Here is a 24,183-nt window from a genome sequence, read left to right as displayed (position 1 = left end):
CATTTTGCGAAGGATACCATCGAATCACCGCCTCGCCACCCGAGCCCGGTGCACCGTGGTTTCCCGTCCATCCTCGATAAAAACAAACATGAGGACATGCGTCATGAGCGACTCCCTTGAGCAATCCCTGAATGTCGACGGCCCGCGCGCCGGCGGGTTCATCCAGCGCCTGCGCAGCTATGAGATCGGCGTGATCCCGCTGCCGATCTTCCTCGGCATCGCCGTGATCGTGTTTCTGTCGGCCCACCTCGGCTTTCTGCCGAAGAACATGATCGGCGGACTGGCCGTGATCATGACCATGGGCGTGTTCTTCGGCCAGATGGGCTCGCGTCTGCCGATCCTGCGGGAAATCGGTGGCGGCGCGATCCTGTGCCTGATGTTGCCGTCGGTGCTGGTGTTCTACGGCTTCTTCGGCGCGCCGACGATCGACGCCACCAAAATGCTGATGAAGGAAGCCAACTTCCTGTACTTCGTGATCGCCAGCCTGGTGGTCGGCAGCATCCTGGGCATGAGCCGCTTCATTCTGGTCCAGGGCATGATCCGCATGTTCATCCCCTTGCTGGCCGGCACCCTGGCCGCCGTCGCGAGCGGGCTGATTGTCGGCAAGCTTGCCGGCTACAGCGTCTACCACACGTTCTTTTTCATCATCGTGCCGATCATTGGCGGCGGCATCGGCGAAGGCATCCTGCCGCTGTCCCTGGCCTACTCGGCGATCCTCGGCGGCACGCCGGACATCTACGTCGCGCAACTGGTCCCGGCGGCCGTGGTCGGCAACATTGCAGCGATCATCTGCGCCGGTTACCTGGCACGGCTGGCGCTGAAACGCCCGGCCATCAACGGTGAAGGCGCACTGATCCGGGCCCGGGCCGAGAACGACAAATTCAAGGTCAAGGAAGAAACCGGCACCAGCATCGACCTGCGGGTCATGGGCGCCGGGGTGCTGGTGATCTGCACTTTCTTCGTCCTCGGTGGCCTGCTGGAAAAGGTCGTCGGGATTCCGGGGCCGGTGATGATGATTCTCGCGGCGGTGCTGTTCAAATACGTGCGCGTGCTGCCGGAGAAGCTGGAAAAAGGCGCGCACTCTTTCTACAAACTGGTTTCCGCCGCTTTCATCTGGCCGGTAATGATTGGCCTGGGCATGCTGTATGTACCGCTCGACAGCGTGGTGAAGGTGTTCTCGATCGGCTATGTGCTGGTGTGCCTCAGCGTCGTGGTGTCGATGACCGTCGCCGGTTTTTTCATTGGCAACCTGATGAAGATGTACCCCATCGAATCGGCTATCGTGACCTGCTGCCACAGCGGTCTGGGCGGCACCGGCGACGTCGCGATTCTGTCGGCGTCGAACCGGATGTCACTGATGCCCTTTGCGCAGATCTCCACCCGGATCGGCGGCGCTTCGACGGTGATTCTGGCGACGCTGTTGCTGGGTTTTGTCGCCTGAACAAATCGGCTTGTTGCCGGTGAGCTACCGGCGTTCATCAACCCGGCTGCGCAGTTTTCTGCACGGTTGCCGCTAAAAAACTCGAACTCGCTCCATGGCGCTGCATCCAACGTTTAACCCAACGGAGGTCAACGCCATGAACAACGACAGCAAAGCCCCAGCCACGGATACGTCCGGCAAACCGGTCGATGTGGTGAAACGCGATCTTGAGGATCCGGACGACAAGACCCGCGGCGTGGATGAGGTCATAACGCCCTCGTCGACCCGCACCAAGGAGCAGGACGCTGAGGAGTTGCAACGCAAGGTCGACGAAATCGAACGCAAGGTTGCGGATGGCAACTGATCGGTTCATCGAGGCAGGTCTTGGCCAGGTTTTCGGGCTACAGCGGTCGCGCCGGTTTTCATGGCAATCGCTGAAAAGCCCGAAAAACCTGACCGGCGATACCGTCCGGGAAATAAGTAGCTGTTTTCCCTGAAATTTATTTGTTTCAGGGGTTCACAGAACGCAAGAGCGCTGGTAAAGTGCCGCCCACTGTTGCAGAGGTCCTCCCGGGACTGAAACCAATAGCTACAGGGGCGTCGCCAAGCGGTAAGGCAGCAGGTTTTGATCCTGCCATGCGTTGGTTCGAATCCAGCCGCCCCTGCCATTTTTCCTCGTTTCACCCTCCTGCGCTTCACCTCCGCCTCAACGGCAAATCACTTCTTTGAATTCAACGTAATCGCCGAACGCACCAGAGCTTTCAGAGCCTTTGCATCTATTTTGTCGTCTTCGTGAACATCGATCGCCCGCCGGGTATTGCCCTCCAGGCTTGCGTTGAACAGTCCTGACGGATCTTCCAGCGCCGCGCCTTTGGCGAAGGTCATTTTCACCACGGCTTTGTAGGTTTCCCCGGTGCAGATGATGCCGTTGTGTGACCAGACCGGAACGCCGCGCCACTTCCACTCTTCGACGACCTCTGGGTCCGCTTCATGAATGATCGCGCGGATCTCGGCCAGCTTCTGGCCGCGCCAGTCGTTCAGTTCCTTGATTCTTGCGTCGATCAGCACAGAGGGATTCTCGGCCGCCGCGCCGCTGCTGTCCTTCTTCATGTTCCTGTACTCCCGAAAACCTTTTCCGCTATCCAGCGTAGCGCCGACTGCGCCAAACGCCGGGCAAAAAAAGCCCCGCAAGGTGCGGGGCAAAGGAATTGGTTGGTTGCGGCCAACCAAAGGAGCATCGTCAAAAGCGTAAACCGTCAGGCGTTACAGGCACTCCTGGGCAGCCCGTTCAAAACTCGACGGCATGAAACTCGACGCCAGCAAGTGGCGCTCATACAAAAAGACCTTCCCACCGTCCTGTGCCTTGTAAGCCTCCAGCACGTTGTCCGCTGCGACTTTGCTTGGCACCACGATCCGGTAGCTGCGCTGGGTCTGCGACACGGTCGGATTCAGCGCACTGCCCTGCAGTTTCGGCACCACGCATTCGGCGTACTGGGCGGGCGTCTTGTGCGTCTGCAAGGTCAGCGTCGGATCGTTCGGCGCAGAGGCGCATCCGGTGAGCAACAAACTGGCAGAAGCCATGGCAGGGATAAAAAAGGCACGCATGGACAAAATCCTGAAAATAAAAGGTTCGGTTCTTCGGCAACGTTCAGTGTCACGGGCACTGCCGTTGCCGTTTTTGCTTTAGGTGTTCAGCCTGCACTCACCAGGGCTTTGAGCGAGTCATCGAACTGCTTCAAGGCACTCAATTGCAGATCGCGTTGCTGTTCGATCCCGGCAGCGATTTCGGGCGCTGCCTTGTTGTGTACCCACACCGAAGGCAGTTGCTTCTCCACCGCGCCCTCGGCCTTGCCGATGTATTGCAGGTTGGCGTCGTAGAAGCGTGCGGCGAACCGCGCTTCGACCTGGCTGTTGCGTTGGGTCAGCAGACGGTTGTGGGTGTCGAGCATCACCACCACGTCCGGATGAGCCTGCACCAGCGCATCGAGGCTGTCGTAGACGGTCACCGAGAGAAACTGTTGTTGCAGCGAACTCATCAGCCAGTCGATGGCCAGCTCCGGGTCGGAGCTGTCGACGAAGGCGTCACGGATCCGCGCATCGAGTGCATTCTTGGCACCGTTCACCGCCACATCGTGGTAACGCTCGAGGTATTGCAGGTTGTCCAGAGTGTTTTCGCTGTACAGCACACCGACGGTTTGCGAGTGCTGCAGCGCGGCGCTGCTGGCGGCGACGGGCAGAAAATGGCACGACTTGGCGTCGTCTGCGTAAGCCGGGGCTACGGTAGCGGCCACCCCGCCCATCAGCAGGGCGACTACAGCCAGTCGGTTCAAAGTCTTCATCGCGCAATTCCTTCAGCGGCGTGTTCGATGGAGGCGATTTTCCGCCCATCGGCACCAAAGCAGAACTTGCGTTTCTTGATGGTCACTATTACTTGAACCGATAGTTGCGCGGCGTGCAGACTGCGGCACACTCAATCACAACGAAAACAGATGAGGATTACCCGTGCGAACCTTTGATCTGATCCGCGATGCCGTCGTGCCCGAATTCCGCGACCGCGTGGCGGAATACCTTGTCGAATACGAAACGGTCCTGGGCCAGAACGTTGCCGATTCCGAATCAGTGCGGGCCGTCGCCTATCAGTTGCGCGGCTATTTACGCGGCCTGAACACCACGCGCGTTTTGGGCATGGCGGACTGGGAAGAACTGGATCGACGTGTGCTTAACACCTGGCTAGCGCCCGCTCGATGACACGCGGACAACCTCGACCCGGTCCTCGCCGGCCCTTTGTTTTGCGCAGGCTCCACAGTCCCCGCTTTCGTAAATATCCTGGCCTGAGGTTCGCTGATGCACCCCAAGGGAACGTCAGATGCTCGACAATAGGAATGCCAATAGCAACAACGCACAGATAGCGACCAGACTCACGGCCATGCTCAGCCACTTGGATCCGCCATACAGAGCCTTCATGCCGAGCTCGCCATTGCGCCCGGCGAGCCTCATGGCTACGCCTATACCGAGCAATGTCACGAGCACTCCGGTTTGATGCTGTTCAACGTATTGATTCAAGAGCATCGCAAGGTCAACTTGAGCCTTCCACTGCCACAGGCCATACACAACGACAGCACTGTAGAGACTCAGCCACAGCCCCCACGCTGCAGTGGTGACGACGAAGTATTTCAGCGGTGGATTGCTCAGATTGGGACGCCATCTGCGTATGAACGAGATAGCCCCGAAGTGATAGCTCCAGCGCAGGCCGGCCAGGGCATAAACCAATACTGCGGAAAAAACGAACGCAAACCAGAAATAGCGTCCCTCGGTATTGTGCAGCATGAGCAGCAAGTCGGCCGCTGGACTGGAAGGATCGGACTTGTTCATTTCACGCCAGAACACCCACTGGTAAAACGACCGGATAGTCGCCGCAACCACGCCGGCCACCAACAGGGGCGTTCCCCAAAGGCCTGGCAGTTTTGCATAGATCGGCTGAGCCTCATGAGGCACTCTCACAAATGCCAAGGGTTTGATAAACATTGGGCCCAGCATCAGCAAAACGTAGGCAGTGGCTTTGGCTCCGCGCAGAAAGCGCCAGGCTCGACGAAGTAAGGGGGGCATCAAGACCATCTCTGAATTTCAAAACACAGACGCTATCCGTCACCTGCGCGAAGACCAACCTAAAATTCGATTTGCCAAATTCGCAGAAAAGAAGCCGAGTATGTATCGCCCCTTACCGCCGATGACAAAGAAAAATCGGCGAACCGATCAAATAACCAGAAAGCATTAATAAATAAAAAATCAGTATTTATCGTTATAAAAATCTCGGCGTACTCTCACCTCATCCCGTCATTGAATACAGTGAAGTGCGCCATGAAACCAACTGACAACCTGATCGACTTCGCCGTCTACCGCAAACGCCGCCACGCCCAGCAACAGGCCCGGCTGATGTGGGAAATGTATGCGCGCAATGCCGGTTATCAGGCTTGGCAGTGGGTGCAGGCCGCTCGTTCCAGCGAGACGCGTCAAGCGTGAACGCGCGTGAACCCTCGCGCTTTCTGGCGAGCGCCGATGAACCTGTGCTGGACCTGAACAATCTCGAATCCCTGGAAGAAGACCCGATCTGTGAACGCGTCGCGCAGAACCTGCAACGGCTGCGCGGCAAGCGGCATCTGTCGCTCGACGCCCTAGCCCGCCAGTGCGGCGTGAGCCGGGCGATGCTGGCGCAGATCGAATCCGGGCGCAGCGTGCCGTCGATCAAGGTGCTGTGCAAAATCGCCAAGGGTTTGAAGGTGTCGGTGGCGGCGTTTCTCGAACATCGCGCGTTTGAAGGCGTAGCCGTGTTGTCGGCGAGCCAGAGCAAGCGGCTGGTCAGCGCCAGCGGTGCCTTTGTCAGCCGTGCGCTGTTTCCCTTTGATGTGGCGCGCCAGTCGGAATTCTATGAACTGCGCCTGAGCCCGCTGGGCGAGGATCAATCCGAAGGCCATGGCCCGGGCGTGCAGGAAAACCTGGTGGTGGCCCAGGGTGTGCTGGAGATCAGCGTCAACGACGAGCGCTATCTGCTGTCGACAGGTGACTCGATCCTGTTTTACGCCGACCAGCCCCACCGCTACCGCAATCCCGCCGACAGTGAAGCGGTGGCGTACCTGGTGGTAACCTACCCCGAACGCCTGGACTGAAAAACAGACAGACATGAAAAAGCCCGACCGGGAATTTCCCGGTCGGGCTTTTTCATGCGCTGGCGAAAATCAGCAGGTGCAGCACATCATCGGCATGCCGTTGCAGCTCATCATCATTGGCATGCTGCAGTCGTTCATCATCTTCATCATCAGGGCGCAGCAGTTTTTCATCATGTCCATGTTCATGCCCGGCATCGGCATGATTTTGCACATCATGCAGTCGGCCATCATGGTGCATTCCATCACGCACTTCATCGATGGCATCGGCATGCCCATCATCGGCATCGGCATCATCATGTTCATCATCGGCATGGCCATGGCCGCCGGGGACATGCACATCATGCTCATGTTGCCGCAATGCATCATCATCGGCATGCCGCAGTCCATCATCATCTGCATCATTTGCGCGCTGTTCTTGAACATGGCCATGTCCATGCCAGCGGCCGGCATCATCTTGCACATCATGCCGTCGTCCATCATGTCGCAGCTCATGGTCGCCATCATCATCGGCATGCCCGTCATCGGCATCATCGGCATGTTGGCGTTCATCGGCATTTGCATCTGCATGGCGTTCATCATGGTGTAGCTCCCTGAGGATTAAGAACTGGATGAGAAGTTGATGGAGCGGATTCTAAGGATTGGAAAATCCGCAACAAGCTGTCCATCGAGCAGCAAAAACTGCTGTTCAAACGCTTCAAGTGCAGCGTTCCGTGCGACTTGAACCGTTGCAGCAGCAGAGTAGACGCCATGACAGATCCGGCAAATGCGGGAGCAGGTTTTTGAATGTCATGGATATTCGATCCAACACCAAGCAAATAACTTAAAGAAATAATCGTTCTAACCAGCGGGCATTATTTTCACTTTGCTTGCTTATTCCATTAGTTCAGGAGCGATCCACTTTTTAATCTTTTATTGCTATTAACCGTCCCCTCTATAATTCGGGACAGTTCTTAACAATAAGGAAGTTCCATGCCGCAACGTTTTCTACTGGCAGCACTGTTCCTGGCGGTCGCCGGGTGTGCCAGCCCTCCTCCGGTTTCCGTGCATACCAAGGATCCCGTCAGTTCGACCCTGCAAGGCGATGCCACGCGACCGGCGCAGGCGCAGTGGGTGCGCACCGAGTTGTACTTCTCGGTGGGGCCGCTGGAAGGCAAGAAAGGTGTGGTGAGCCCGGCGCGCTGGCGCGAGTTTCTCGATCAGGAAGTGACGACGCGGTTCCCGGACGGGTTCAGCGTGTTCGATGCGTATGGGCAGTGGAAGGACCACGACGCGAAAGTGCCCGAGCGGCTGGCGACCAAGGTGATTGTGATCCTGCACGAGAGCAGCGCGAAACGTGAGAGTGACATCGAGGCGATTCGTTTGGCTTACAAGCGGATTACCGGGGATTTGTCGGTGCTGCGGTTATCTCAGCCGGCGGCGGTGTCCTTCTGATCGCCTGCCCTCACCCTAGCCCTCTCCCGGGGGGAGAGGGAACCGGACGCGGGATGCTTCAGTACTACGCCGACCTGAACCTGCCCTTCTGAATCCATAATCGACTCGTTCTCTCAGGTCGATGTATCTCGCAAGTCACCTCGGTCGGCCCCCTCTCCCTCCGGGAGAGGGCTGGGCGGGCGGCGTTCCGATGAGGGCCTGGCGTCAGTCGCCCCACTACTGCCAAAAGCACAGCCCCCACCAGCAACACCCCAATCCCCAGAAAAGCGCCAAAACCAACCACCGTAACGCTGGAATACAACATGTAAACGCACAAGCCAAAAAACAGCAGCGGCAAAGCCGGATAAAACGGCACCCTGACCGGCCGGGGGATCTCAGGGAAACGCCGCCGCAGAATGATCAACGCCAGGCTGCTCAAGCTCAAAAACAACCAGTACACCGGTGTCAGGTACTCGACCATGGTGTTGAAACCGCTCTGGGTAAAACTGCCAAACAACACCAGCAACAACGCGACCGCCCCCTCCGCCAGCAACGCCTTGCGCGGTACACCGTCACGCTCGTCCCATTCACCGAAGCGGCGCAGTTGCGGCACATCGCGGGCGGCGGCGTAGGTGGTGCGGGCGCCGACCAGCAAGGTCGAGTTGATGGTGGCGATGGCCGCGATGCCGACCATCAGCAGGATCAGCAAAACACCGGGGGCACCGAAAGCGCGGTTCAACAGTTCCACCGCCGGCGCGTTGCTCGCCGCCAGGCCTTCGAATCCCAGCCCTTGGACGAACGCCCAGTTCAGCGCCAGATAGATCGCCATCAGCACCGCCAGCGCACCGAGCATGGCAATGAAAATGCCGCGTCGACCGTCGCGCACTTCGGCCGATAACGTCGCCGCATCACTCCAGCCGCCGAAGGCCAGGAACACAAAAATCATCGCCGCAGAAAACCCCGCCGCGCCGGTGTGCTCAGGCGTGGCCGGCGCACTCGGTGCAAGCGGCTCAACGCCCTGCCACACCAGCCACACACCGGCGCTGGCAATGCTCAAAAAGCCCACGGCAAGCAACCCGACCAACACCGTCTGGGTGATGAAACCAACGTGCTTGCCCGTCAGATTCAACAGCACCAACGCGGCAATGATCGCACCGGCAAACAGCCCCGACCCGTAATGTCCCAACGGCACGACCGCATTGAAGTAGTCGGCAAACATGAATGCCGACAACGCGATCCACCCGGTGTGCATCACCGAGAATCGCGACCAGGCAAACAGGAAACCCATGCGCTCGCCGTAAGCGGTGCGCAGGAAATGATAGTCACCGCCCGGATGCGGGAACGCGGTGGCCATCTCGGCAAAGCACAAGGCCCCGGCCATCGACGCCAATCCGCCGAGCACCCAGACCCAATAGAAATGTTCCGGCCCGACGTTCAAGGCAACGGTCGGTGCGGTTTTGAGAATATCGGTGGTGATGACCATGCCCAGCGTTATCAGCAATGCCTGGAACACCGGCAGGTGCCGCTTGGGGCCATTGGTTTGAGTCATGAAGGTTCCCGCTGATGATCCGCCATCCATGGCGGAAAAGACTCAGAAGCCGTAGGTGGCGGTGGCGTAGTAATAAGCGCCGTTGGTGCCGATCGGCGAGAGCACGTCGTACGGCAGGTTGCCGCCGTAGTTGATGGCCGAGCCCGAGCGTTCCGGGTAGTTGTCGGTCAGGTTGTTGCCGCCCAGAGCGATGCTGAATTTCGGGGTGAATTTATAGGTCACCTCGGCGTCCAGTTGCCATACCGCGCCGTAGGTTTGCTCAGGCTGCGAATCGCCGAAATCGAACACCCGAGTGGTCTCGCCCTGGCGGGTCAGACGCCCGAGCAGGCCCCAATGTTCGCTGGTCCAGTTGGCGGAAAACACGAAACGATCCTTGGGCGCGGCGTCGGTCAGGGTATTGCGTTCTTCGACCCCGACCAGCGCGTCGTTGCCGATCCCCAAGGCGGTCAGTTGCGACGGCGTGCCCTTGGTGCTGGTGACCTTGGTGTGGTTGTAGGTGTACGCGGTGGTCAGGCCGAGTTGCCCGTCGTAGAACGGCTGATGGTAGTTGAGCACCAGTTCGGCGCCGTCAGTGCGGGTGTCGGCGGCATTGGTGAAGAAGTTGACGTCGTGCACGCCCGGCACGCCGAAGTTGTCGTTGATGTAGCTTTCCAGCGCGTCGCTGCCGATTCGCTGCGACAGGGTGATCCGGTCCTTGACGTCGATACGGAACACGTCGAGCGACGCATCGAAGCGCTCGTTCAACTGGAACGTCAGGCCGAGGCTGAAGTTCTTCGAGGTTTCCGGATCGAGTTTTTCCGCGCCCAGGGCACGGGCAATCGGGTCGTTGACCGACAGCACGCGGATGTCGGTGAGCGTGCCGCCGTCGCCGAAGTTGCTGGTGGTGTTCTGGAAACCGCTCTGGGCCAGCGACGGCGCGCGGAAGTTGTTCGACACCGCACCGCGCAACGCCCATTGATCGGTCAGTTTGTAGCGACCGCTGAGCTTGCCGGTGAGTTTGCTGCCGGCGTCGTCGTAATGTTCCCAGCGCGTGGCGGCGTCGACGAAGAAGCGGTCGGTGAGATCACCGGACAATTCGGCGTAGGTGCCGAACACGTTGCGATCCAGATCCGACTCTTCACTCGGGCGCAAGCCGTTAGCGCCATCGGCCCCGGAGCCAATCCAGGAGGCATCGTCCCCGGCAAAGGTCAGGTAGTTTTCGTAGCGATATTCACCGCCCACCGCCAGCACGAACGAGCGGCCGCCGAGGCGCAATTCACGGCTGAAATCCAGGTTGGTGGTGGTCTGGCGCAACTCGTAATCGCCGGTGTCGAAGCGGGTCGGCGAGTCCGCGCCGAGGCTGACGTTGAGGGTGCGACGGGTCGCCGATTCGAAGCGGTTGCGCCCGTGGGTGACGCTGCTGTCGAAATCCCAGTCATCGCCGATCAGGCCTTTATAGCCGGCGGTGGCGGAGATGTCGGTGTTGTCGCCCAGCGATTGCGGCAGGTAGCCGTTGGGGTAGAACTGCGGCTGCTCGGACGGGTAGCGATAGAACTCGGCGCCGGTGGTGTGGCGTTCGTTGTAGGTGCCGAAGCTGTAAGCCTTGCCGCCGGCCAACGGCAATTCGCCGTTGAACCAGGCGTTGACGTCCCGCGCCACGCCGTCGCCCATCACGTAGTTGCGCTGGCCCGGAGTGTCGGCGAAACCGTCGTAGCCGGCGCGGTTGGTCGGGTTGCGATCCTTGTATTCGGTGCCGCCGCGAATGAAGCCGCCCTCCTCGCCCAGCCGCGTGCCGATCTTGGCGGTGGTCACGCTGTTCTGGCCGTCGGTGGTGGTTTTGCCGATGGCGTCCTGATGGGTGTGGTAAGCGCCGTAGCTGGTGGAGACTTCGCCGCCTTCGGGGGCGTCGTCGAGGATGATGTTGATCACCCCGGCAATCGCGTCCGAGCCATACTGCGCACCGGCGCCGTCGCGCAGCACTTCGATGCGTTTGATCGCGCTGATCGGGATCGAGTTGAAGTCCACCGGTGCCGTGCCGCGACCGATTTTCGACGAGTCGTTGACCACTGCCGAGGTGTGCCGGCGCTTGCCGTTGACCAGCACCAGCACCTGATCCGGGCTCATGCCACGCAGCTGCGCAGCGCGCACATGGTCGGCGCCGCCGGAGTTGGACTGGCGCGGAAAACTGAACGACGGCAACAGCGTCTGCAACGCCTGGCCCAGCTCGCCGCCACTGGCGCCAGCGGTCTTCAGGTCCTCGGCGGTCAGCACATCCACCGGCACCGGCGAATCCAGCACCGTGCGTGCGGTGCCCCGGGTGCCGGTGACCAGCACGGTGCCCAGCCGTGTGTCATCGTCGACGCGCGCGGAAGTCTCTTCGGCTTGCGCAGGAAGTTGCCAGATTGCACTGACAACAGCGATGGCGAGTAATGAACGCGAACGGTGAATCATGCGATAGCTCCTTGAATCGCAGTTAATAACCGGCCGCTGCCGAATCATGAAGTGTCGGCAATCAGTGCACGGCAATTTCTGCTGTAGTTTTGATATTCAGAAAGGCAGCCAAGTGTGTTGAGCAACTATCGGCTGTTAGAGCGCAAGAACCCCAAAGTTAGTAGAACCCCCTGTTTACCGATGCTAGACGAGCGGTCCTCTGCCGCAAAAGAACCAATAACGCTTAGGTTATGCCCGACGAATGGAGTGTTGCCTGAGCAACACTTGTGTTTGCGCAACAACATGAACACCCAACTAAGCAACAACTAATCACGCACAAAAACGCACTCCACGTTGTTGTAGAGAGCGTTATTAATCTGTGTTTTTTTCGGTGCGAAGTTAGATGCCGTCAGTCGAAGTCCTTTTCCCGCCAGGCATCTTCGGCAATGTCCAGCGCATCGCCGCTGAAACGCTGCTCAATGAACGGATCGGCGTGCAAGTGAAAACCGTTGCGCTCCCAGAAGCCTGGTTGTTCCTGATCGGTGAACTCGAGCCCGCGCAGCCATTTCGCACTTTTCCAGAAGTACCGCCCCGCCACCACCAGCCGCAGCGGCCAGCCATGCTGCGCGGTCAGCGGCTGACCGTCGTAATGGGTGGCCAGCAGGCTGTGCGGGTGCCGCAGGTCATCGAGACGAAGGTTGGTCTGGTAATCGTGATCGGCGTGAGCCATGACGAAGGACGATGTCGGCCGGATGTCCAGGGCCTGCAACAGGTCTTGCAGGTGCACGCCGCTCCAACGGGTGTCGAACTTCGACCAGCGTGTCACGCAATGAATGTCGCATTGCAACGAGCGTTGCGGCAGCGCTTGCAGATCGGCGTAGGTCAGCTCGACCGGGTTGGCCAAAGTGCCGAACAGTCGTAGCGACCACGTCGCCAGGTCATACGCCGGCACCTCGCCTTCGTGCAGGATCGGAAAACGCTCCGTCAGCACCTGCCCCGGCGGGAGGCGTTCGCCCAGCGCCACATCGGCTTTCGGCGAACGGCTCTTGCGCAGACGCGCAGCCTTGTCGTGCATGTCGGTTCCTCAGTTCGCCACGGGAATCCACGGTGCCCGCGCGACATTGGCGGTGTCACCGAAGGCCGGCAGTTTTTGCCCGAGGTCGCGCACGTTTTTCACGTCCAGATCCAGCAGTTGCTGACGGGTAATGAGAGTCGGCGGCACCAGCACCTTGTGCCCCGGATTTTCCCCGGCAATCAGCATCGCCAGACTGCGCACGCTGATCGCCCCGGCCACTTGCGGATTGACCGCAGCGGTGGCGGCCCAGGCGCTGTCCGGTTCTTTCATGATCTGGATGTCGGCGGTGGAAATATCGGCGCTGTAGATCTTCACCTTGCGGCTCAGACCCGCCTCATCGACGGCGATCTTCGCGCCTTTGGCAAACTCGTCGAACGGCGCAAAAATCACGCTGATCCCCGGATTGGCCCGCAACACGGCGCTGGCCTGATCCGCCACCGAGTTGGCAATCGGCGGATTGAGCGTGCCGAAGCGCGCCTTCTCGATGATCCCCGGATTGCTCGCCTTGACCTGGCTCCAGATCTCGTCGCGGCGCTCCATCGGCGTGAAGCCACTGATGTAGACATACCCGGCGTCGAAGCGGGTGCCGTTGTCCTTGAGCGCTTGATCGAGTGCCAGCCGCGCCAGTGCATGGTGATCCTGCTCGACCTGAGTCACTTGCGGCGTGTTCAGGTCGACGTCGAATGCGACGACCTTGATGCCTTTGGCCAGCGCCCGCTCAATCGGCCCTTTGAGGGTTTCCGCCAGCCCCAGTTGCACGATGATCCCGTCGACACCGAGGTCGGCGGCCTGATCGATCATCTCGCCCTGGCTCGCCGCCTGTTGCCGCGCGTCGAACACCCGCAGGTTGGCGCCCAGCGCTTCGGTCTGTTTCTCCACCCCGCGCAGATAGGCTTCAGGGAAATCCCCGGAGAACAGATAGCCCACCAGCGCGATCTGTACCTGACCTTTATCGAACGGCGCCGGCGCACCGGGCAAGGCCTTGGCCTGGGCATTGAAGGCCAGCGCCGAGAGCAGCGCCCCGGCGAGGCAATGACGTGCGAACTGTTTGATTGAACCGTGCATGGATCTTTCCTTGAAGCATCAATGAACCGGCTCAGCGCGCCCGATGCGCGAGGCCGAAGGTGAACATCAGGGCCAGCACCAGCACCAGTCCCTTGACGAAATCCTGCGCGTAGTAAGGCGCATTGAGCATGGTCAGGCCGTTGAGCAACGAGGCCACCAGCAGCGCGCCGACCAGCGTGCCGAACGCATTGGGCTTCTTCGCCCCGAGCACGGCAAAACCGATCAGCGCAGCGCCCAGCGCATCGAGCACCAGACCGTTGCCGGAGCTGACATCGCCGCGCCCCAATCGCGCCGCCAGCAGCAAGCCGCCCAGCGATGCGAGCAGCGCCGAAAGCACATAAGCCAGCAACTTGAAGCGCTGCACCGGCGCACCGGCCAGACGCGCCGCCTGCTCGTTGCCGCCAATCGCATAGAACAACCGGCCGATGCGCGTGCGTTCGAGAAACAGCCACACCGCCACCGCGACCACCGCCGTGATCAACACCGGAATCGGCACGATGTCCCACAGCCGTCCACGGCCCAGCGCCAGAAACAACGCACTGAACGATCCTTCGGCTTCGTCGCCATTGGGCAGGGTCATGCCCACCGCAATCGAGCGGCCGCCCGTGGGGATCAGTTGCACGCCGATCACCAGGAACATGCTGCCGAGCGTCGCGAGAATGTCCGGCACGCGCATCTTCACGATCAACCAGCCGTTGAGCAGCCCGACCAGTGCGCCACCCGCCAGGCTGATCAGCACCGCCGGCACCGCGCCCCAGCCGAGTACCACCATCACGTAACTGGCGATCATCAGGCTCATCGCCGCCACCGCGCCGATCGACAGATCCAGCCCGCCCACGGCCATGGTCAGCGTCACGCCCAGCGCCAGCAGCGCGACAATCGATACCGATTGCAAAATGCTGAACAGGTTGCCGACCCGCAGGAACGCCGGTTCCGCCACACTGAAAAACACCACGATCAACGCCAGCACCCACAGCAGGCCGTAGCGGATCAGCGCTTGCACGAATCGCTCGGACGGCGCCGGGGCGGATGACAACAGGGAACTCGAATCAGGCACTCGCTCTACTCCTTGGCGCGGCGTGAACAACAGAATTTTGCGGATCGCTGCCGGCCAGCCCTGCGACCAGAGTGGCGCGATCCAGCCCGGCACGCGGGTACTCGGCCACCACCGCGTGATCGCGCACCAGCAGAATCCGGTCGGCGATCTCCAGCGCTTCATCGACATCCGAGCAGATCACCAGCGTGGCGCGGCCAGCGGCGCTGTCGCGCAGCAACTGGCCGATCTCGCGCCGGGCACGCACATCGACGCCCTGAAACGGCTCGTCGAGGATCAGCACCCTGCCCTCGCCGAGCAGCCAGCGACCGAGCACGACTTTCTGCTGATTGCCGCCGGACAACGCGCTCATCGGCACATCGATGCCGGCGGTCTTGATTCCCAACGCCGAGACTTGCGCCTCCACCGCCGCCGCTTCGGCACGGTTGCGGATGAAACCGCCACGGGTGAAGCGTTCGAGGAACGGCAAGGTCAGGGTTCGGCGCAATGAAAAATCCGCCACCAGCGATTGGCTCGCGCGATCTTCGGCGGCGAAGAACACGCCATTCTGGATTGCCTGGCGTGGCGAGCCCGGTTGCCACTCGATGCCATCCAGTTGCAGAGAGCCGGACAACGGTTTGCGCAGCCCGAACAGCACTTCGGCGATTTCGCTTTTGCCGGCGCCGAGCAATCCGGTCAGCACCACCACTTCGTTTTCGTGCAGGGACAGATCAAAAGCCTGAGTGCGCGGCAGGATTTTCACGTCGCGCAGTTTCAGTACTTCGCGCCCCGCCGCTCGCGGTGTGTAGACGTGGGCTTCCAGCGCCTGACCAAGCATCGCTTCCAGTGCCTCGGGCAATTGCCGGGCACTGAACTCACCGGCCAGTTGCCCGTCACGCAACACCACGGCGCGGTCAGCCACTCGTTGCAGATCGGACAGCCGATGGGAGATGTACAGAATCGCCACGCCACGGCTGCGCAAGGTGTCGATCAGCCCGAACAGGCGCTGCGCTTCGGCATCCGACAGGGCCGCCGTGGGCTCGTCGAGAATCAGCAGGCGTGGTTGCAGGGCGAAGGCGCGGGCCAGCACCACCAATTGCCGCTCGGCCTGGCCGAGGTGTTCGATCGGCTGCTCCAGCGGCAGCACCAGCCCGAGGCCAGCGGCGATGCTCGCGGCGCGCTCCAGCAGGCGTCTGCGATTGAGCCAGAAGTCGGCGTCTGGGCGGCACAGTTCATCGAGCAGCAGGTTTTCCGCCACGCTCAAGCCGGGCGCGATGCCTTCATTGATCTGCTGATGAACCGCGACGATGCCAAAGCGGCGCGCCGACAGCGGCGAACTGAAATGCCGGGGCTGGCCATCGATCCAGATCTCGCCGCCATCGTGGGTCTGGCTGCCGGCGAGGATTTTCACCAGCGTCGATTTGCCCGCACCGTTGGCGCCGAGCAGCGCCACCACTTCGGCGGGAAAAATATCCAGGCTGACCCGGTCCAGCGCCCGGTTCGAGCCAAAGGTCTTGCTCAGTTCACGTACACGAATCAGTGGCTCGGAGACCACGGCGACAGGCGCACCCATAAAATTCCTTAACGTCGATGAGCCAGCGAACGCACCAGTCGATCGCCCAGGCTTTGCACGCCCTGGACGAGGATGACCAACACCACGACGGTGGCGACCATCACTTCATTGTTGAATCGTTGATAGCCGTAGCGGATCGCCAGATCGCCCAGTCCACCGCCCCCGATCACCCCGGCCATGGAAGAAAAACCGATCAGCATCACCAGCGTCAGGGTGACGCCCGCCAGCAAGGCCGGCAGCGCTTCGGGCAACAGCACTTTGAAAATCACGTGGCGGATGTCACCGCCCATGGCGAGGATCGCTTCGATCCGGCCCTTTTCGACTTCGTCCAAAGCGTTCTCGACGATCCGCGCAAAAAACGGAAAGGCGCCGATGGTGATCGGCACCACGGCGGCAGTGCTGCCCAACGTAGTGCCGACCACCAGCCGGGTCAGCGGGATCAGGGCAATCAGCATCACCACGAACGGCAGCGAACGACCGAGGTTGATCACCGCGCCCAAGGCCTGATTGAGCCTCGGCAACGGGTACAGACCCTGACGACGGCTGATGAACAGCAACACCCCCAGCGGCAAACCGATCAGCAACGTGAACAACCCGGCGAGCAGCACCATGTACAGGGTTTCGCCGGTAGCGTTGAGCACCAGTTGCAGGATTTCATTCCAGTCGATCACGCGGTTCATGAGTGGGCCGCCCGTACGCCGTATTGCCGCAGAAAACTCAAACCGGGCGCGTCATGCCCTAGCGGCAAGCCGCAACTGGGCCGCAGGGAAGCGCCGAGGGCGGACTGCGGATCGGCCAGCAATCGGGCCACCGGCCCCGCCTCCACCAGTTTTCCGTTGGCCATGGACGCGGCGTGATCGCAGATCGACTTGACCACGTCCAGCTCGTGGGTGATCAGGACGATGGTCAAACCGAGCTGGCGGTTGATGTCGCGCAACAGCTCCAGAATCGACGCGGTGGTTTCCGGGTCGAGGGCGCTGGTGGCTTCGTCCGACAGCAGGTACGCCGGCCGTGCCGCCAAGGCCCGCGCAATGCCCACCCGCTGCTTCTGCCCGCCGGACAGTTGCGATGGAAAGGCTTCGGCCTTGTCGCCCAGCCCCACCAGATCCAGCAGCTCGCGAACCCGTTCATGGCGCTGTGGCTTGGCGACTTTGGCGATTTCCAGCGGCACCGCGACGTTGTCGAACACGTTGCGCGAATGCAGCAGGTTGAAGCCCTGAAAGATCATGCCGATGCGCTGACGCTGGCGGCGCAACTCACGGTCGGACAGCACCGTGAGGTCTTCGCCGTCCAGCAGAATCCGCCCGGCATCCGGGCGTTCGAGCAGATTGAGGCAACGCAGCAGCGTCGATTTACCCGCGCCGCTGCGCCCGAGAATCCCGTAGATCGCGCCATCGGGAATGCTCAGCGACACCTGATCCAGCGCCGGAGCCGACGCTGATGGATAGGTCTTGCTCAACTGCTCGACGACGATCATGGCTTGGCATCCGCCACCGGGATCACCGAGCCCTTGAAGTTCTCGGCGATGTACTTGGCGACTTGCGGCGAGGTCAGGTCCTTGGCCAATTGCTGAATGCGCGGATCGTTTTCCAGTTTCGGCGTGGTCACCAGAATGTTGGCGTACGGGTTGTGCTCGGCCTTCTCCAGCCCCAGCGCATCCCTGGCCGGCACCAGCCCCGCTTCCAGCGCGTAGTTGCCGTTGATTACTGCCAGGTCCACGTCATCCAGCGCACGAGGCAATTGCGGCGATTCGATTTCGAGGATCTTCAGCTGTTTCGGGTTTTCGGCGATGTCCTTGGGCGTTGCCTGATCGGCCGCCGGGTCATTGAAACCAGGCTTGAGCTTGATCAGGCCGTTGTCCTGCAACAGGTACAGCGCGCGGCTCAGGTTGGTGACATTGTTCGGCACCGCGACCGTGCCTTTGTCCGGCACCTGGGCGAAGGTTTTGTGGCGATGGGAGTAAATCCCCAACGGCTCGATGTGCACCGTGGCGGCCACCGCGAGCTTTTCGCCGAGGGCCTTTTCCTGGGATTGCAGGTACGGCAGATGCTGGAAGTAGTTGGCGTCCACATCGCCGTGTACCAGCAGTTCGTTGGAGTTCACGCCCTGCGGGATTTCGATCACCTTGAGGTTGAGCTGCGGATCGAGTTTCTGGATGTACGCCAGAATCTGCGCGTGGGGCACCGGGTCGGCGGCAACCCGCAATGGCTCCAGCGCTTGAGCACTGAACGAAGTCACCAGCACGCCGAGGACGGCCAGGGTCAGGCCTGCTTTTTTCAACACTGCTGTTTTCAACATGGGAAAAATCCTTTTGCGAGTGATGGATCAGGCGTTGGCGGTCTTGCGCAACGGTGTCGGAGTATTCGCGACATCGGCGTAGAAGCGCTGCGCGACATCGGGATGGGAGCGCAGTCGGCCCTTCAGGTAATTCCAGCCGACATCACGGAACAACGGATTGAGCGGATCACTCGCCGGGCCGCGCGCCTCACGCAACAGCGCCGTCGGCAAGGGATAAAGCGGCACCACTGCATCCAGTTGCGCGCCGAGGAAAAACGCGATGGACAAGCGCTCGCTGCCCACCGGCGGCGACACCACCCGATGCACCGTGGCGCGCAGATAACCGTTGGTGGCCAGCTCCAGCAATTCGCCGATGTTCACCACCAAGGTGTTGTCCCGAGGCAGCGCATCGATCCAGCACCCCTCTTCGATTTCCACTTGCAGACCGGCCTGCTGGTCTTGCAGCAGGAAGCTGAGAAAACCCGAATCCTTGTGCGCGCCGACGCCCTGATTGCTCGCCGTCGAGGCTTGCCCCGGATAGCGCATCAGCTTGATGTGTTCGTTGGGTTTGTCGCCGTACAACCGGTCAAAAGCGTCTTCCGGCAAGGACAGCGCCTGAGCGAATGCGCGCAGCAGGCGCAGCGACATTTGGGTCATCGCCTGCTGCCAGTCGAGCAACAGCGGCTTGAGTTGCGGCAACGCCTCGGGCCATTGATTCGGCCCTTGCAGCCGCGCCCACAACGGACTGTCGGCGTTCAACGGCAAGACCTCACGCTCGGCGCCCAGATCGAATTGCTCACGCTGATCGGGCTGGCCACGGGTGATCTCGGAAGCGGCGCGGTTGTAGCCGCGAAAGTGCGGCGAATTGATCATGCCGACGGCGGTTTTCTCGCTGTCAGGCAAGGCGAAGAACTGGCGCGCGTGGTCCTGCACTTGATCGAGCAGGCCGGCGTCGATGCCATGGCCGGTCAGGTAGAAAAAACCCACATCGCGGGCGGCATGGCGCAAGTCATCAAGAAATGCCTGGCGTTGCGACGGCGTACCGTCGAGCTGGGACAGGTCGAGGATGGGTAATGCGGTGATGTCTGAGGTGTGCGGCATGATTCACTCCCGTGTGAATCAAACCTGAAGAGTCCGTGATCGATTCAGCGTGTGCCGTCATGGCAATCGGGGGTCTGTCGGTTTGATGCTTTTGGTTCGTCTATGAAACAAAACTAAACGATATTAAAAACACCGAACAAATATCTTTTTTGCATTAGCTTAGGTCTGTCTGACTACGGGACTCAGCTGACCACCACGCCTTTCGGGCCGCTGGCGATAAGCGCCGCCCCGCACGCAGTTTTCATCCCACCCAGCGCAATGGGCGTGCCATCGACGGTATAGGTGCTGCCGCCCCGGTGCGGAAATGAAGAAGTGAATATGAGCCGGGCGCTGGCCGTGTTTGCGCGAATCAGAATTGACGGCCCCCAACGAAAAAACCACCTGCGAACAGGTGGTTTGATCTGGCCGGCACACCCGATCACTCAGCGATCGGCATGCTGCTCCAGCATCGCATAGGCCTCGCCGGTGAAACGGTAGCTTTTGTCGGGCTGAAACACGATGACGCCCTCTTCGCACAAACGCTTGAGCACTTCCCTGACGCTGATGAACTGAATGCCGCTGACAAATGCCTGCAGATACCCATGCACCCCGCGCCCGCCAACGGCGCGTCCTTCCCGTGTGGCAACCAGCAAGGCATCGATCACCTTGATCCGGATCAGGCTGGTGCGCAGCCCGTAATAATGCAGCAGCTCACGGATATGCTCGTTGGTGCTGCGCTCGAAATCGAAGGCTCGCTGGACTTTCGGGATCGGCAATGGCGTACCAGAGGAAGTCGATGCCGGGCTGGTTAACATTCGAATACTCCTTTCCTTGAAGGCTCTATGATCAACCGCTGTGCGTAGCTCTATATAGAAGAAGGCGCACCCGACAGTGCGCCCCCGGATCAGAAGTCGACGGTCGCCGACAACTGCAACGTGCGTGGGAAGCCCGGGGAGAACGCGCCATAGGACGCCACACCCGACCAGTACTCGCGATCAAACACGTTCTGCACCGTGGCGCGGAATGTCGTTGGCCGACCCTCGATCTTGGTTGCGTAGCGAGCGCCGGCGTCGATGCGGGTCCAGGAAGGCAGTTCCTGGGTGTTGGCCTGATTGACATATTGGCTGTCGGTGTAGATCGCGCCGCCGGTCAGGGTGAAACCTTCGACCCACGGTGTGTCCCACTCGGCCCAGAGGTTGGCCTGGACATCCGGCACGCCCACCGGTTTGTTGCCACGGTTGGCGGCGGTGGCTGAATCCGTCAGTTCGCCATCGAGCAAGGTCACGCCGCCCATCAGGCGGGTGCCCGGCGCGACTTCACCGAACATGCTCAGCTCGACACCACGGTTACGTTGTTCGGCTTGCACCGAGAACACGTTGCCGGCGCCGATTTCGCCGCTCGGCTTCTCGATCTGGAACAGCGCCAGGGTGGTCATGAACGTGCCGTGTTCGTACTTCACGCCGATTTCGTGCTGCTTGGACTTGTAGGGTGCGAAGGTTTCGCCGGAGTTTGCTGCAGTGCCCGGAGCGATATCACCTTTGCTCAGGCCTTCGACGTAGTTGTAGTACAGCGAAACGTCTTCCCACGGTTTGACCACCACGCCTGCCAACGGCGTCGTCGCGTTGTCGTCGTAACGGGAGCTGACCGCACCCGAAGCGTTGTAGTTACGCGATTCGATGTCCTGACGGCGCACGCCGAGGGTCAACTGGATTCGGTCATCGAGAAAGCCCAGGGTGTCGGTCAACGCGATGCCGGACAGTTCCGATTCGGAAACGCGCAGCACTTTCGGCGAGTTGATGTACTGCTTCGGCACGTCCACCGGGTGGTAGATGTTCGAGCGGATCTCTGTGCCGTTGTTGATGCCACGGGACAACTCGTCCTGATAACGGGTCGCCATGATCGTGGTCATGTGGGTGACCGGGCCGGTGGCGAACAGCGCACGCATGCCCACGTCGGCCGTCGAACGGTCGACGTTGAATTTGTAGTAGCCGGGGATGTTGCTGGTGTCGCCGGCGTCGTTGAGGATTCGCGGCACCTGGTCGGACATGCGCTTGACGTCGGAGCGGCCACCGCCGGCGTGGGCGAATACCGTCAGATTATCGTTGAGGTCGTACTCGCCGCCGAGCAAGGCCGACTGCTCCTTGGTGTCCGACCAGCCCCAGTCCTGCGGCAGGTTGGTGCGGCCGTTGGGCGCCGATGGAATCTCGACGCCCGGTGCAATGGTGAACGGGCGCGACGCCGCCTCGAAGCTCTCTTTCTGGCTGATGAAATCCAGGTTCAGACGCAAGCGCTCGCCCTGGTAGTCGAGGGCGATGGCACCGATGTTGAGGTCCCTCTCCTGATCATCCACCGCAGTGTCGCCGCCCTGAAGGCTGCCATTGAAACGTACGCCGAACTGGTTTTCGTCACCGAAACGCCGACTGATGTCCAGGTGCCCGCCCACTTGCGAGTCCGACGCGTAACTGCCGGTGAAGCGGGTCAGGTCTTCGGCCAGCGGCCGTTTGGGTACGATGTTGATCACGCCGCCAACGCCACTGTTGGGCGAAATCCCGTACATCAGCGCGCCCGGACCCTTGAGCACTTCGACGCGCTCGGCGTATTCGGTGAACACGCGATAGTTGGGCGCAACGCCGTACACACCGTCATAGGCCAGCTCGCCGAGGTTGCCCTCGCCTATCGCAAATCCCCGGATGAAAAACGAATCGACGATCCCACCGGTCTGCCCGGTCGAGCGCACCGATGGGTCGCGCTCCAGTGCATCAGCCACGGTGACCGTTTGCAGATCCGCGAGGGTTTTGGCGGTGTAGCTGGTCACGCTGAACGGCGTGTCCATCACGTCTTTGTTGCCCATCATCCCCAGCCTTGCGCCTCGGGCGACCTGCCCGCCGGCGAGGACTTCGGGCAATGCGGTTGCGCCGTTGTAACGGGCGTTGACGTTGGTGGTGTCCAGCGTCAGCCCTTCGGTGGCGACGGCGTCCTGTTGCTCGGGTTGCTTGGGGTCTGCTGCCCAGGCAGTGGCGCTTCCTGCGGCCAGGATAGAACTCAGCATCGCGGTGCGAATGGCCAGTGTGAGGGCGCGTTCACTGCAGGGTCGGCGTGCAACAGACATGACGATTGGGTCCTTCTCGAGTGGCTGAAAATGGTAATGACTCCTATTTGCCAGTCGACAATCGAAAAAGTATCAGCGTGGCCGAATATTTTTTTGCGCGGATCGCCCGCAGGGGAAAACGCCGGAGGATGGGGCAGTGAAACCCACCCTCCGACGCCGGTCAGTCATACAGGCAGTGCAGCGGGATGGAGACCACCGGCAGCGCGGGGTCGAACGCGTGGCGGGTGGTCTTGTACGGAAACAATTCGCCACGCTCGATGGTGGTGAAAATCTGCGCCACTTCGAATGCTTGTCCGGTTTGCCAGTGGCGCACACAAACCCGTGGGTCGGCGTAGTCGAGCTGGATGCACGGCACGCGTTTCAACCCCAGTGCCCGCGCTGCGTTGAACCGGTGGTTGCCGTCCATCACGATGCCCCGGGAACGCTCGACGATGATCGGTTCCAGCCAATGCCCGGCCTGGATGATCGCCTCGCGCAGACGTTGCACGTTGAGCGGATCGACCTGCTCGGATTGCCGCACGTCGCACAGCGCACGCAAGGCAATCTGGTAACCATGTCCCATGCTTCACCCCCGGTTTCAGCAGGCATCCGCGTTGGCGAGCAACGCGTACTGGCTGGCCATGTCCCGCAGGCGCTGGGCCTGTTCGATGAGCGGCAGATCGACCATTTCGCCGTCGACCTGCACCGCGTGACTGCCCCCGGCCACCGCGCTCAGGACCCGATCCGCCCACGCCAGTTGGCGGGCGTTGGGCAGGAAGGCTTTCTGCACCTTGGTGATTTGCGAAGGATGGATACACAGCTTGGCGCCGAACCCCAGCGACCGGGCGTAACGCGAGTCGCGCTCGACCACCTCCATGTCGCTGATGGCCGGGGTCACGCCATCGATCGGCGCCGGTAACCCGGCCACCCGCGAAGCCAGCACGATGCGATTGCGGGCGAACAGAAACGCTTCGGGAATCTGGCTGCAATCGATGTCCAGGGAAAAATCCAGCGAACCGAATGCCAGCCGCGCCAACCCGGGAATCGCGGCAATCGCCTCGACCTGATGCAAGCCCTTGGCGGTCTCGATGATGGCGACGATCTGCAGCTCTGGGTTCCATTCCAGCAGGCGCCCGACGACATGGGACAGGCTCTCCGGGCATTCGGCCTTGGGCAGGAAAATCCCCGCGCAGCGCTCGGGGTAGCGCATATCGCCCAGCCACGTCATGTCCTGGCGAAACAGCGAACTGCCGACGCTGTTCAGCCGGATGTAACGCCGGCAGGCGGTTTCAGGCGTGCTCTGTTGCCAGGCCCAGATCGACGCCCGGGCCACGGCTTTGCTGTTCGGATGAACGGCATCTTCGAGGTCGAGAATGATCGCGTCCGGCCCGGCGTCGACCGCTTTGGAAAAACGCTCCGGGCGGTTGCCGGGAACGAACAGGTAGCTGATGGGAAGCGTAGCGTTGGTGCTGTGACGAACAGTCATCGGGACTCTCCTGAGCGTGCTTCAGTCGTGGGTTTAAAAAAAATTCGAACACCT

Annotated in this window: 25 protein-coding genes, 1 tRNA gene and 2 pseudogenes; 7 read left to right on the top strand and 21 right to left on the bottom strand. The window is 61.0% G+C overall.

Translation table 11 applies throughout. The features are described 5' to 3' along the window. The first annotated feature begins 103 nt into the window (after positions 1-103). The 3 genes from ACKUG4_RS00660 to ACKUG4_RS00650 all read left to right on the top strand — a co-directional run bounded on the left by ACKUG4_RS00660 (position 104) and on the right by ACKUG4_RS00650 (position 2,088). Complete coding sequence (locus tag ACKUG4_RS00660; RefSeq protein ID WP_445433152.1) at positions 104-1,441, top strand: 2-hydroxycarboxylate transporter family protein; 1,338 nt, start codon at positions 104-106, stop codon at positions 1,439-1,441. A 136-nt stretch (positions 1,442-1,577) separates the two neighbouring features. Then, entirely contained in the window at positions 1,578-1,784 is a 207-nt protein-coding gene (locus ACKUG4_RS00655; RefSeq protein WP_039773079.1) for a hypothetical protein, read from the top strand. 229 nt (positions 1,785-2,013) lie between these two features. Next, a tRNA-Gln gene (locus ACKUG4_RS00650) sits at positions 2,014-2,088 on the top strand. A gap of 49 nt (positions 2,089-2,137) precedes the next feature. On the opposite strand, the gene ACKUG4_RS00645 is transcribed toward ACKUG4_RS00650, so the two are convergent. The 3 genes from ACKUG4_RS00645 to ACKUG4_RS00635 form a co-directional block, all read right to left on the bottom strand. Beyond that, entirely contained in the window at positions 2,138-2,530 is a 393-nt protein-coding gene (locus ACKUG4_RS00645; protein WP_445433151.1) for a DUF1801 domain-containing protein, read from the bottom strand. A 153-nt stretch (positions 2,531-2,683) separates the two neighbouring features. Further along, positions 2,684-3,025 (bottom strand): YajG family lipoprotein, encoded by a 342-nt coding sequence (locus tag ACKUG4_RS00640; RefSeq protein ID WP_445433150.1) that lies wholly within the window; start codon positions 3,023-3,025, stop codon positions 2,684-2,686. 86 nt (positions 3,026-3,111) lie between these two features. After that, complete coding sequence (locus ACKUG4_RS00635; RefSeq protein ID WP_064595804.1) at positions 3,112-3,759, bottom strand: hypothetical protein; 648 nt, start codon at positions 3,757-3,759, stop codon at positions 3,112-3,114. Between the two features lie 163 nt (positions 3,760-3,922). On the opposite strand from ACKUG4_RS00635, the gene ACKUG4_RS00630 reads away from it, so the two are divergent. Further along, complete coding sequence (locus ACKUG4_RS00630; protein ID WP_039773074.1) at positions 3,923-4,168, top strand: hypothetical protein; 246 nt, start codon at positions 3,923-3,925, stop codon at positions 4,166-4,168. 114 nt (positions 4,169-4,282) lie between these two features. On the opposite strand, the gene ACKUG4_RS00625 is transcribed toward ACKUG4_RS00630, so the two are convergent. Then, positions 4,283-4,945 carry a hypothetical protein gene (locus ACKUG4_RS00625; RefSeq protein ID WP_445433149.1) on the bottom strand — a complete coding sequence of 221 codons (663 nt, stop codon included), beginning with the start codon at positions 4,943-4,945 and terminating at the stop codon, positions 4,283-4,285. A gap of 333 nt (positions 4,946-5,278) precedes the next feature. Between ACKUG4_RS00625 and ACKUG4_RS00620 the strand changes: the two genes are divergently transcribed. Further along, entirely contained in the window at positions 5,279-5,440 is a 162-nt protein-coding gene (locus ACKUG4_RS00620; RefSeq protein ID WP_170928274.1) for a hypothetical protein, read from the top strand. A gap of 53 nt (positions 5,441-5,493) precedes the next feature. Beyond that, complete coding sequence (locus ACKUG4_RS00615; protein ID WP_165369529.1) at positions 5,494-6,084, top strand: helix-turn-helix domain-containing protein; 591 nt, start codon at positions 5,494-5,496, stop codon at positions 6,082-6,084. Positions 6,085-6,153: 69 nt separating this feature from the next. On the opposite strand, the gene ACKUG4_RS00610 is transcribed toward ACKUG4_RS00615, so the two are convergent. Continuing rightward, a complete protein-coding gene (locus tag ACKUG4_RS00610; RefSeq protein ID WP_074690788.1) occupies positions 6,154-6,663 on the bottom strand; it encodes a hypothetical protein in 510 nt (169 codons plus the stop codon). A 390-nt stretch (positions 6,664-7,053) separates the two neighbouring features. Here ACKUG4_RS00610 and ACKUG4_RS00605 point away from each other — a divergent pair, with 390 nt between their 5' ends. Next, positions 7,054-7,515: a DUF3574 domain-containing protein gene (locus ACKUG4_RS00605; RefSeq protein ID WP_445433148.1), complete on the top strand. Its 462-nt coding sequence runs from the start codon at positions 7,054-7,056 to the stop codon at positions 7,513-7,515. A gap of 64 nt (positions 7,516-7,579) precedes the next feature. Here the strand turns inward: ACKUG4_RS00605 and ACKUG4_RS00600 are convergent, their stop codons facing one another. From ACKUG4_RS00600 to ACKUG4_RS00525, 16 genes and pseudogenes are all read right to left on the bottom strand, one after another. After that, positions 7,580-9,043, bottom strand: a complete 1,464-nt coding sequence (locus ACKUG4_RS00600) for an APC family permease (RefSeq protein ID WP_445433147.1) — start codon at positions 9,041-9,043, stop codon at positions 7,580-7,582. A gap of 42 nt (positions 9,044-9,085) precedes the next feature. Then, a complete protein-coding gene (locus tag ACKUG4_RS00595; RefSeq protein ID WP_445433146.1) occupies positions 9,086-11,473 on the bottom strand; it encodes a TonB-dependent receptor plug domain-containing protein in 2,388 nt (795 codons plus the stop codon). Between the two features lie 388 nt (positions 11,474-11,861). Next, complete coding sequence (locus tag ACKUG4_RS00590; RefSeq protein ID WP_445433145.1) at positions 11,862-12,527, bottom strand: sulfite oxidase-like oxidoreductase; 666 nt, start codon at positions 12,525-12,527, stop codon at positions 11,862-11,864. Positions 12,528-12,536: 9 nt separating this feature from the next. Beyond that, positions 12,537-13,592 carry a substrate-binding domain-containing protein gene (locus tag ACKUG4_RS00585; protein ID WP_064595792.1) on the bottom strand — a complete coding sequence of 352 codons (1,056 nt, stop codon included), beginning with the start codon at positions 13,590-13,592 and terminating at the stop codon, positions 12,537-12,539. Between the two features lie 31 nt (positions 13,593-13,623). After that, positions 13,624-14,649 (bottom strand): ABC transporter permease, encoded by a 1,026-nt coding sequence (locus ACKUG4_RS00580; RefSeq protein WP_221399487.1) that lies wholly within the window; start codon positions 14,647-14,649, stop codon positions 13,624-13,626. Next, positions 14,642-16,198, bottom strand: coding sequence for a sugar ABC transporter ATP-binding protein (locus tag ACKUG4_RS00575; protein WP_445433144.1), 1,557 nt, complete (start codon positions 16,196-16,198; stop codon positions 14,642-14,644). Before ACKUG4_RS00575 ends, ACKUG4_RS00580 begins: the two co-directional genes overlap by 8 nt. Before the next feature lie 8 nt (positions 16,199-16,206). Continuing rightward, positions 16,207-16,878 (bottom strand): methionine ABC transporter permease, encoded by a 672-nt coding sequence (locus ACKUG4_RS00570; RefSeq protein ID WP_085611877.1) that lies wholly within the window; start codon positions 16,876-16,878, stop codon positions 16,207-16,209. Beyond that, positions 16,875-17,675 carry a methionine ABC transporter ATP-binding protein gene (locus tag ACKUG4_RS00565; protein WP_445433143.1) on the bottom strand — a complete coding sequence of 267 codons (801 nt, stop codon included), beginning with the start codon at positions 17,673-17,675 and terminating at the stop codon, positions 16,875-16,877. The genes ACKUG4_RS00570 and ACKUG4_RS00565 overlap by 4 nt, the downstream gene beginning before the upstream one ends. Continuing rightward, a complete protein-coding gene (locus ACKUG4_RS00560; protein WP_445433465.1) occupies positions 17,672-18,481 on the bottom strand; it encodes a MetQ/NlpA family ABC transporter substrate-binding protein in 810 nt (269 codons plus the stop codon). Before ACKUG4_RS00560 ends, ACKUG4_RS00565 begins: the two co-directional genes overlap by 4 nt. A gap of 42 nt (positions 18,482-18,523) precedes the next feature. Continuing rightward, positions 18,524-19,576 carry an isopenicillin N synthase family dioxygenase gene (locus ACKUG4_RS00555; RefSeq protein ID WP_445433142.1) on the bottom strand — a complete coding sequence of 351 codons (1,053 nt, stop codon included), beginning with the start codon at positions 19,574-19,576 and terminating at the stop codon, positions 18,524-18,526. Positions 19,577-19,758: 182 nt separating this feature from the next. Further along, a pseudogene (locus ACKUG4_RS00550) lies at positions 19,759-19,851 on the bottom strand (PAAR domain-containing protein); the annotation flags it as partial. A 4-nt stretch (positions 19,852-19,855) separates the two neighbouring features. Further along, positions 19,856-19,987 (bottom strand): annotated as a pseudogene (locus ACKUG4_RS00545) (dioxygenase family protein); the annotation flags it as partial. A gap of 11 nt (positions 19,988-19,998) precedes the next feature. After that, the gene (locus tag ACKUG4_RS00540; protein ID WP_074690768.1) at positions 19,999-20,370 is read right to left on the bottom strand and encodes a fe2+ zn2+ uptake regulation protein; all 372 of its coding nucleotides are present in this window, start codon (positions 20,368-20,370) and stop codon (positions 19,999-20,001) included. An 89-nt stretch (positions 20,371-20,459) separates the two neighbouring features. Then, positions 20,460-22,664: a TonB-dependent receptor gene (locus tag ACKUG4_RS00535; protein WP_445433141.1), complete on the bottom strand. Its 2,205-nt coding sequence runs from the start codon at positions 22,662-22,664 to the stop codon at positions 20,460-20,462. A 160-nt stretch (positions 22,665-22,824) separates the two neighbouring features. Then, entirely contained in the window at positions 22,825-23,226 is a 402-nt protein-coding gene (locus ACKUG4_RS00530) for a ParB N-terminal domain-containing protein (RefSeq protein WP_039771147.1), read from the bottom strand. 15 nt (positions 23,227-23,241) lie between these two features. Further along, entirely contained in the window at positions 23,242-24,129 is an 888-nt protein-coding gene (locus ACKUG4_RS00525) for an HpcH/HpaI aldolase/citrate lyase family protein (RefSeq protein WP_445433140.1), read from the bottom strand. Positions 24,130-24,183 lie beyond the last annotated feature (54 nt).

Origin of the sequence: Candidatus Pseudomonas auctus (genome assembly GCF_048654275.1) — a bacterium.
GTDB lineage: Bacteria > Pseudomonadota > Gammaproteobacteria > Pseudomonadales > Pseudomonadaceae > Aquipseudomonas > Aquipseudomonas pharyngis.
The sequence above is the reverse complement of the archived record's forward strand: the minus strand, read 5'-3'. Positions and strand labels throughout refer to the sequence as shown.

What these genes read in the sequence shown, in the direction of transcription:
- ACKUG4_RS00590 (WP_445433145.1), bottom strand. Translation starts at nt 12,527, where the DNA reads ATGCACGACAAGGCTGCGCGTCTGCGCAAGAGCCGTTCGCCGAAAGCC.
- ACKUG4_RS00585 (WP_064595792.1), bottom strand. Translation starts at nt 13,592, where the DNA reads ATGCACGGTTCAATCAAACAGTTCGCACGTCATTGCCTCGCCGGGGCG.
- ACKUG4_RS00530 (WP_039771147.1), bottom strand. Translation starts at nt 23,226, where the DNA reads ATGGGACATGGTTACCAGATTGCCTTGCGTGCGCTGTGCGACGTGCGG.
- ACKUG4_RS00655 (WP_039773079.1), top strand. Translation starts at nt 1,578, where the DNA reads ATGAACAACGACAGCAAAGCCCCAGCCACGGATACGTCCGGCAAACCG.
- ACKUG4_RS00570 (WP_085611877.1), bottom strand. Translation starts at nt 16,878, where the DNA reads ATGAACCGCGTGATCGACTGGAATGAAATCCTGCAACTGGTGCTCAAC.
- ACKUG4_RS00625 (WP_445433149.1), bottom strand. Translation starts at nt 4,945, where the DNA reads ATGTTTATCAAACCCTTGGCATTTGTGAGAGTGCCTCATGAGGCTCAG.
- ACKUG4_RS00605 (WP_445433148.1), top strand. Translation starts at nt 7,054, where the DNA reads ATGCCGCAACGTTTTCTACTGGCAGCACTGTTCCTGGCGGTCGCCGGG.
- ACKUG4_RS00640 (WP_445433150.1), bottom strand. Translation starts at nt 3,025, where the DNA reads ATGCGTGCCTTTTTTATCCCTGCCATGGCTTCTGCCAGTTTGTTGCTC.
- ACKUG4_RS00565 (WP_445433143.1), bottom strand. Translation starts at nt 17,675, where the DNA reads ATGATCGTCGTCGAGCAGTTGAGCAAGACCTATCCATCAGCGTCGGCT.
- ACKUG4_RS00620 (WP_170928274.1), top strand. Translation starts at nt 5,279, where the DNA reads ATGAAACCAACTGACAACCTGATCGACTTCGCCGTCTACCGCAAACGC.
- ACKUG4_RS00525 (WP_445433140.1), bottom strand. Translation starts at nt 24,129, where the DNA reads ATGACTGTTCGTCACAGCACCAACGCTACGCTTCCCATCAGCTACCTG.
- ACKUG4_RS00635 (WP_064595804.1), bottom strand. Translation starts at nt 3,759, where the DNA reads ATGAAGACTTTGAACCGACTGGCTGTAGTCGCCCTGCTGATGGGCGGG.
- ACKUG4_RS00600 (WP_445433147.1), bottom strand. Translation starts at nt 9,043, where the DNA reads ATGACTCAAACCAATGGCCCCAAGCGGCACCTGCCGGTGTTCCAGGCA.
- ACKUG4_RS00645 (WP_445433151.1), bottom strand. Translation starts at nt 2,530, where the DNA reads ATGAAGAAGGACAGCAGCGGCGCGGCGGCCGAGAATCCCTCTGTGCTG.
- ACKUG4_RS00610 (WP_074690788.1), bottom strand. Translation starts at nt 6,663, where the DNA reads ATGATGAACGCCATGCAGATGCAAATGCCGATGAACGCCAACATGCCG.
- ACKUG4_RS00540 (WP_074690768.1), bottom strand. Translation starts at nt 20,370, where the DNA reads ATGTTAACCAGCCCGGCATCGACTTCCTCTGGTACGCCATTGCCGATC.
- ACKUG4_RS00535 (WP_445433141.1), bottom strand. Translation starts at nt 22,664, where the DNA reads ATGTCTGTTGCACGCCGACCCTGCAGTGAACGCGCCCTCACACTGGCC.
- ACKUG4_RS00575 (WP_445433144.1), bottom strand. Translation starts at nt 16,198, where the DNA reads ATGGGTGCGCCTGTCGCCGTGGTCTCCGAGCCACTGATTCGTGTACGT.
- ACKUG4_RS00555 (WP_445433142.1), bottom strand. Translation starts at nt 19,576, where the DNA reads ATGCCGCACACCTCAGACATCACCGCATTACCCATCCTCGACCTGTCC.
- ACKUG4_RS00660 (WP_445433152.1), top strand. Translation starts at nt 104, where the DNA reads ATGAGCGACTCCCTTGAGCAATCCCTGAATGTCGACGGCCCGCGCGCC.
- ACKUG4_RS00595 (WP_445433146.1), bottom strand. Translation starts at nt 11,473, where the DNA reads ATGATTCACCGTTCGCGTTCATTACTCGCCATCGCTGTTGTCAGTGCA.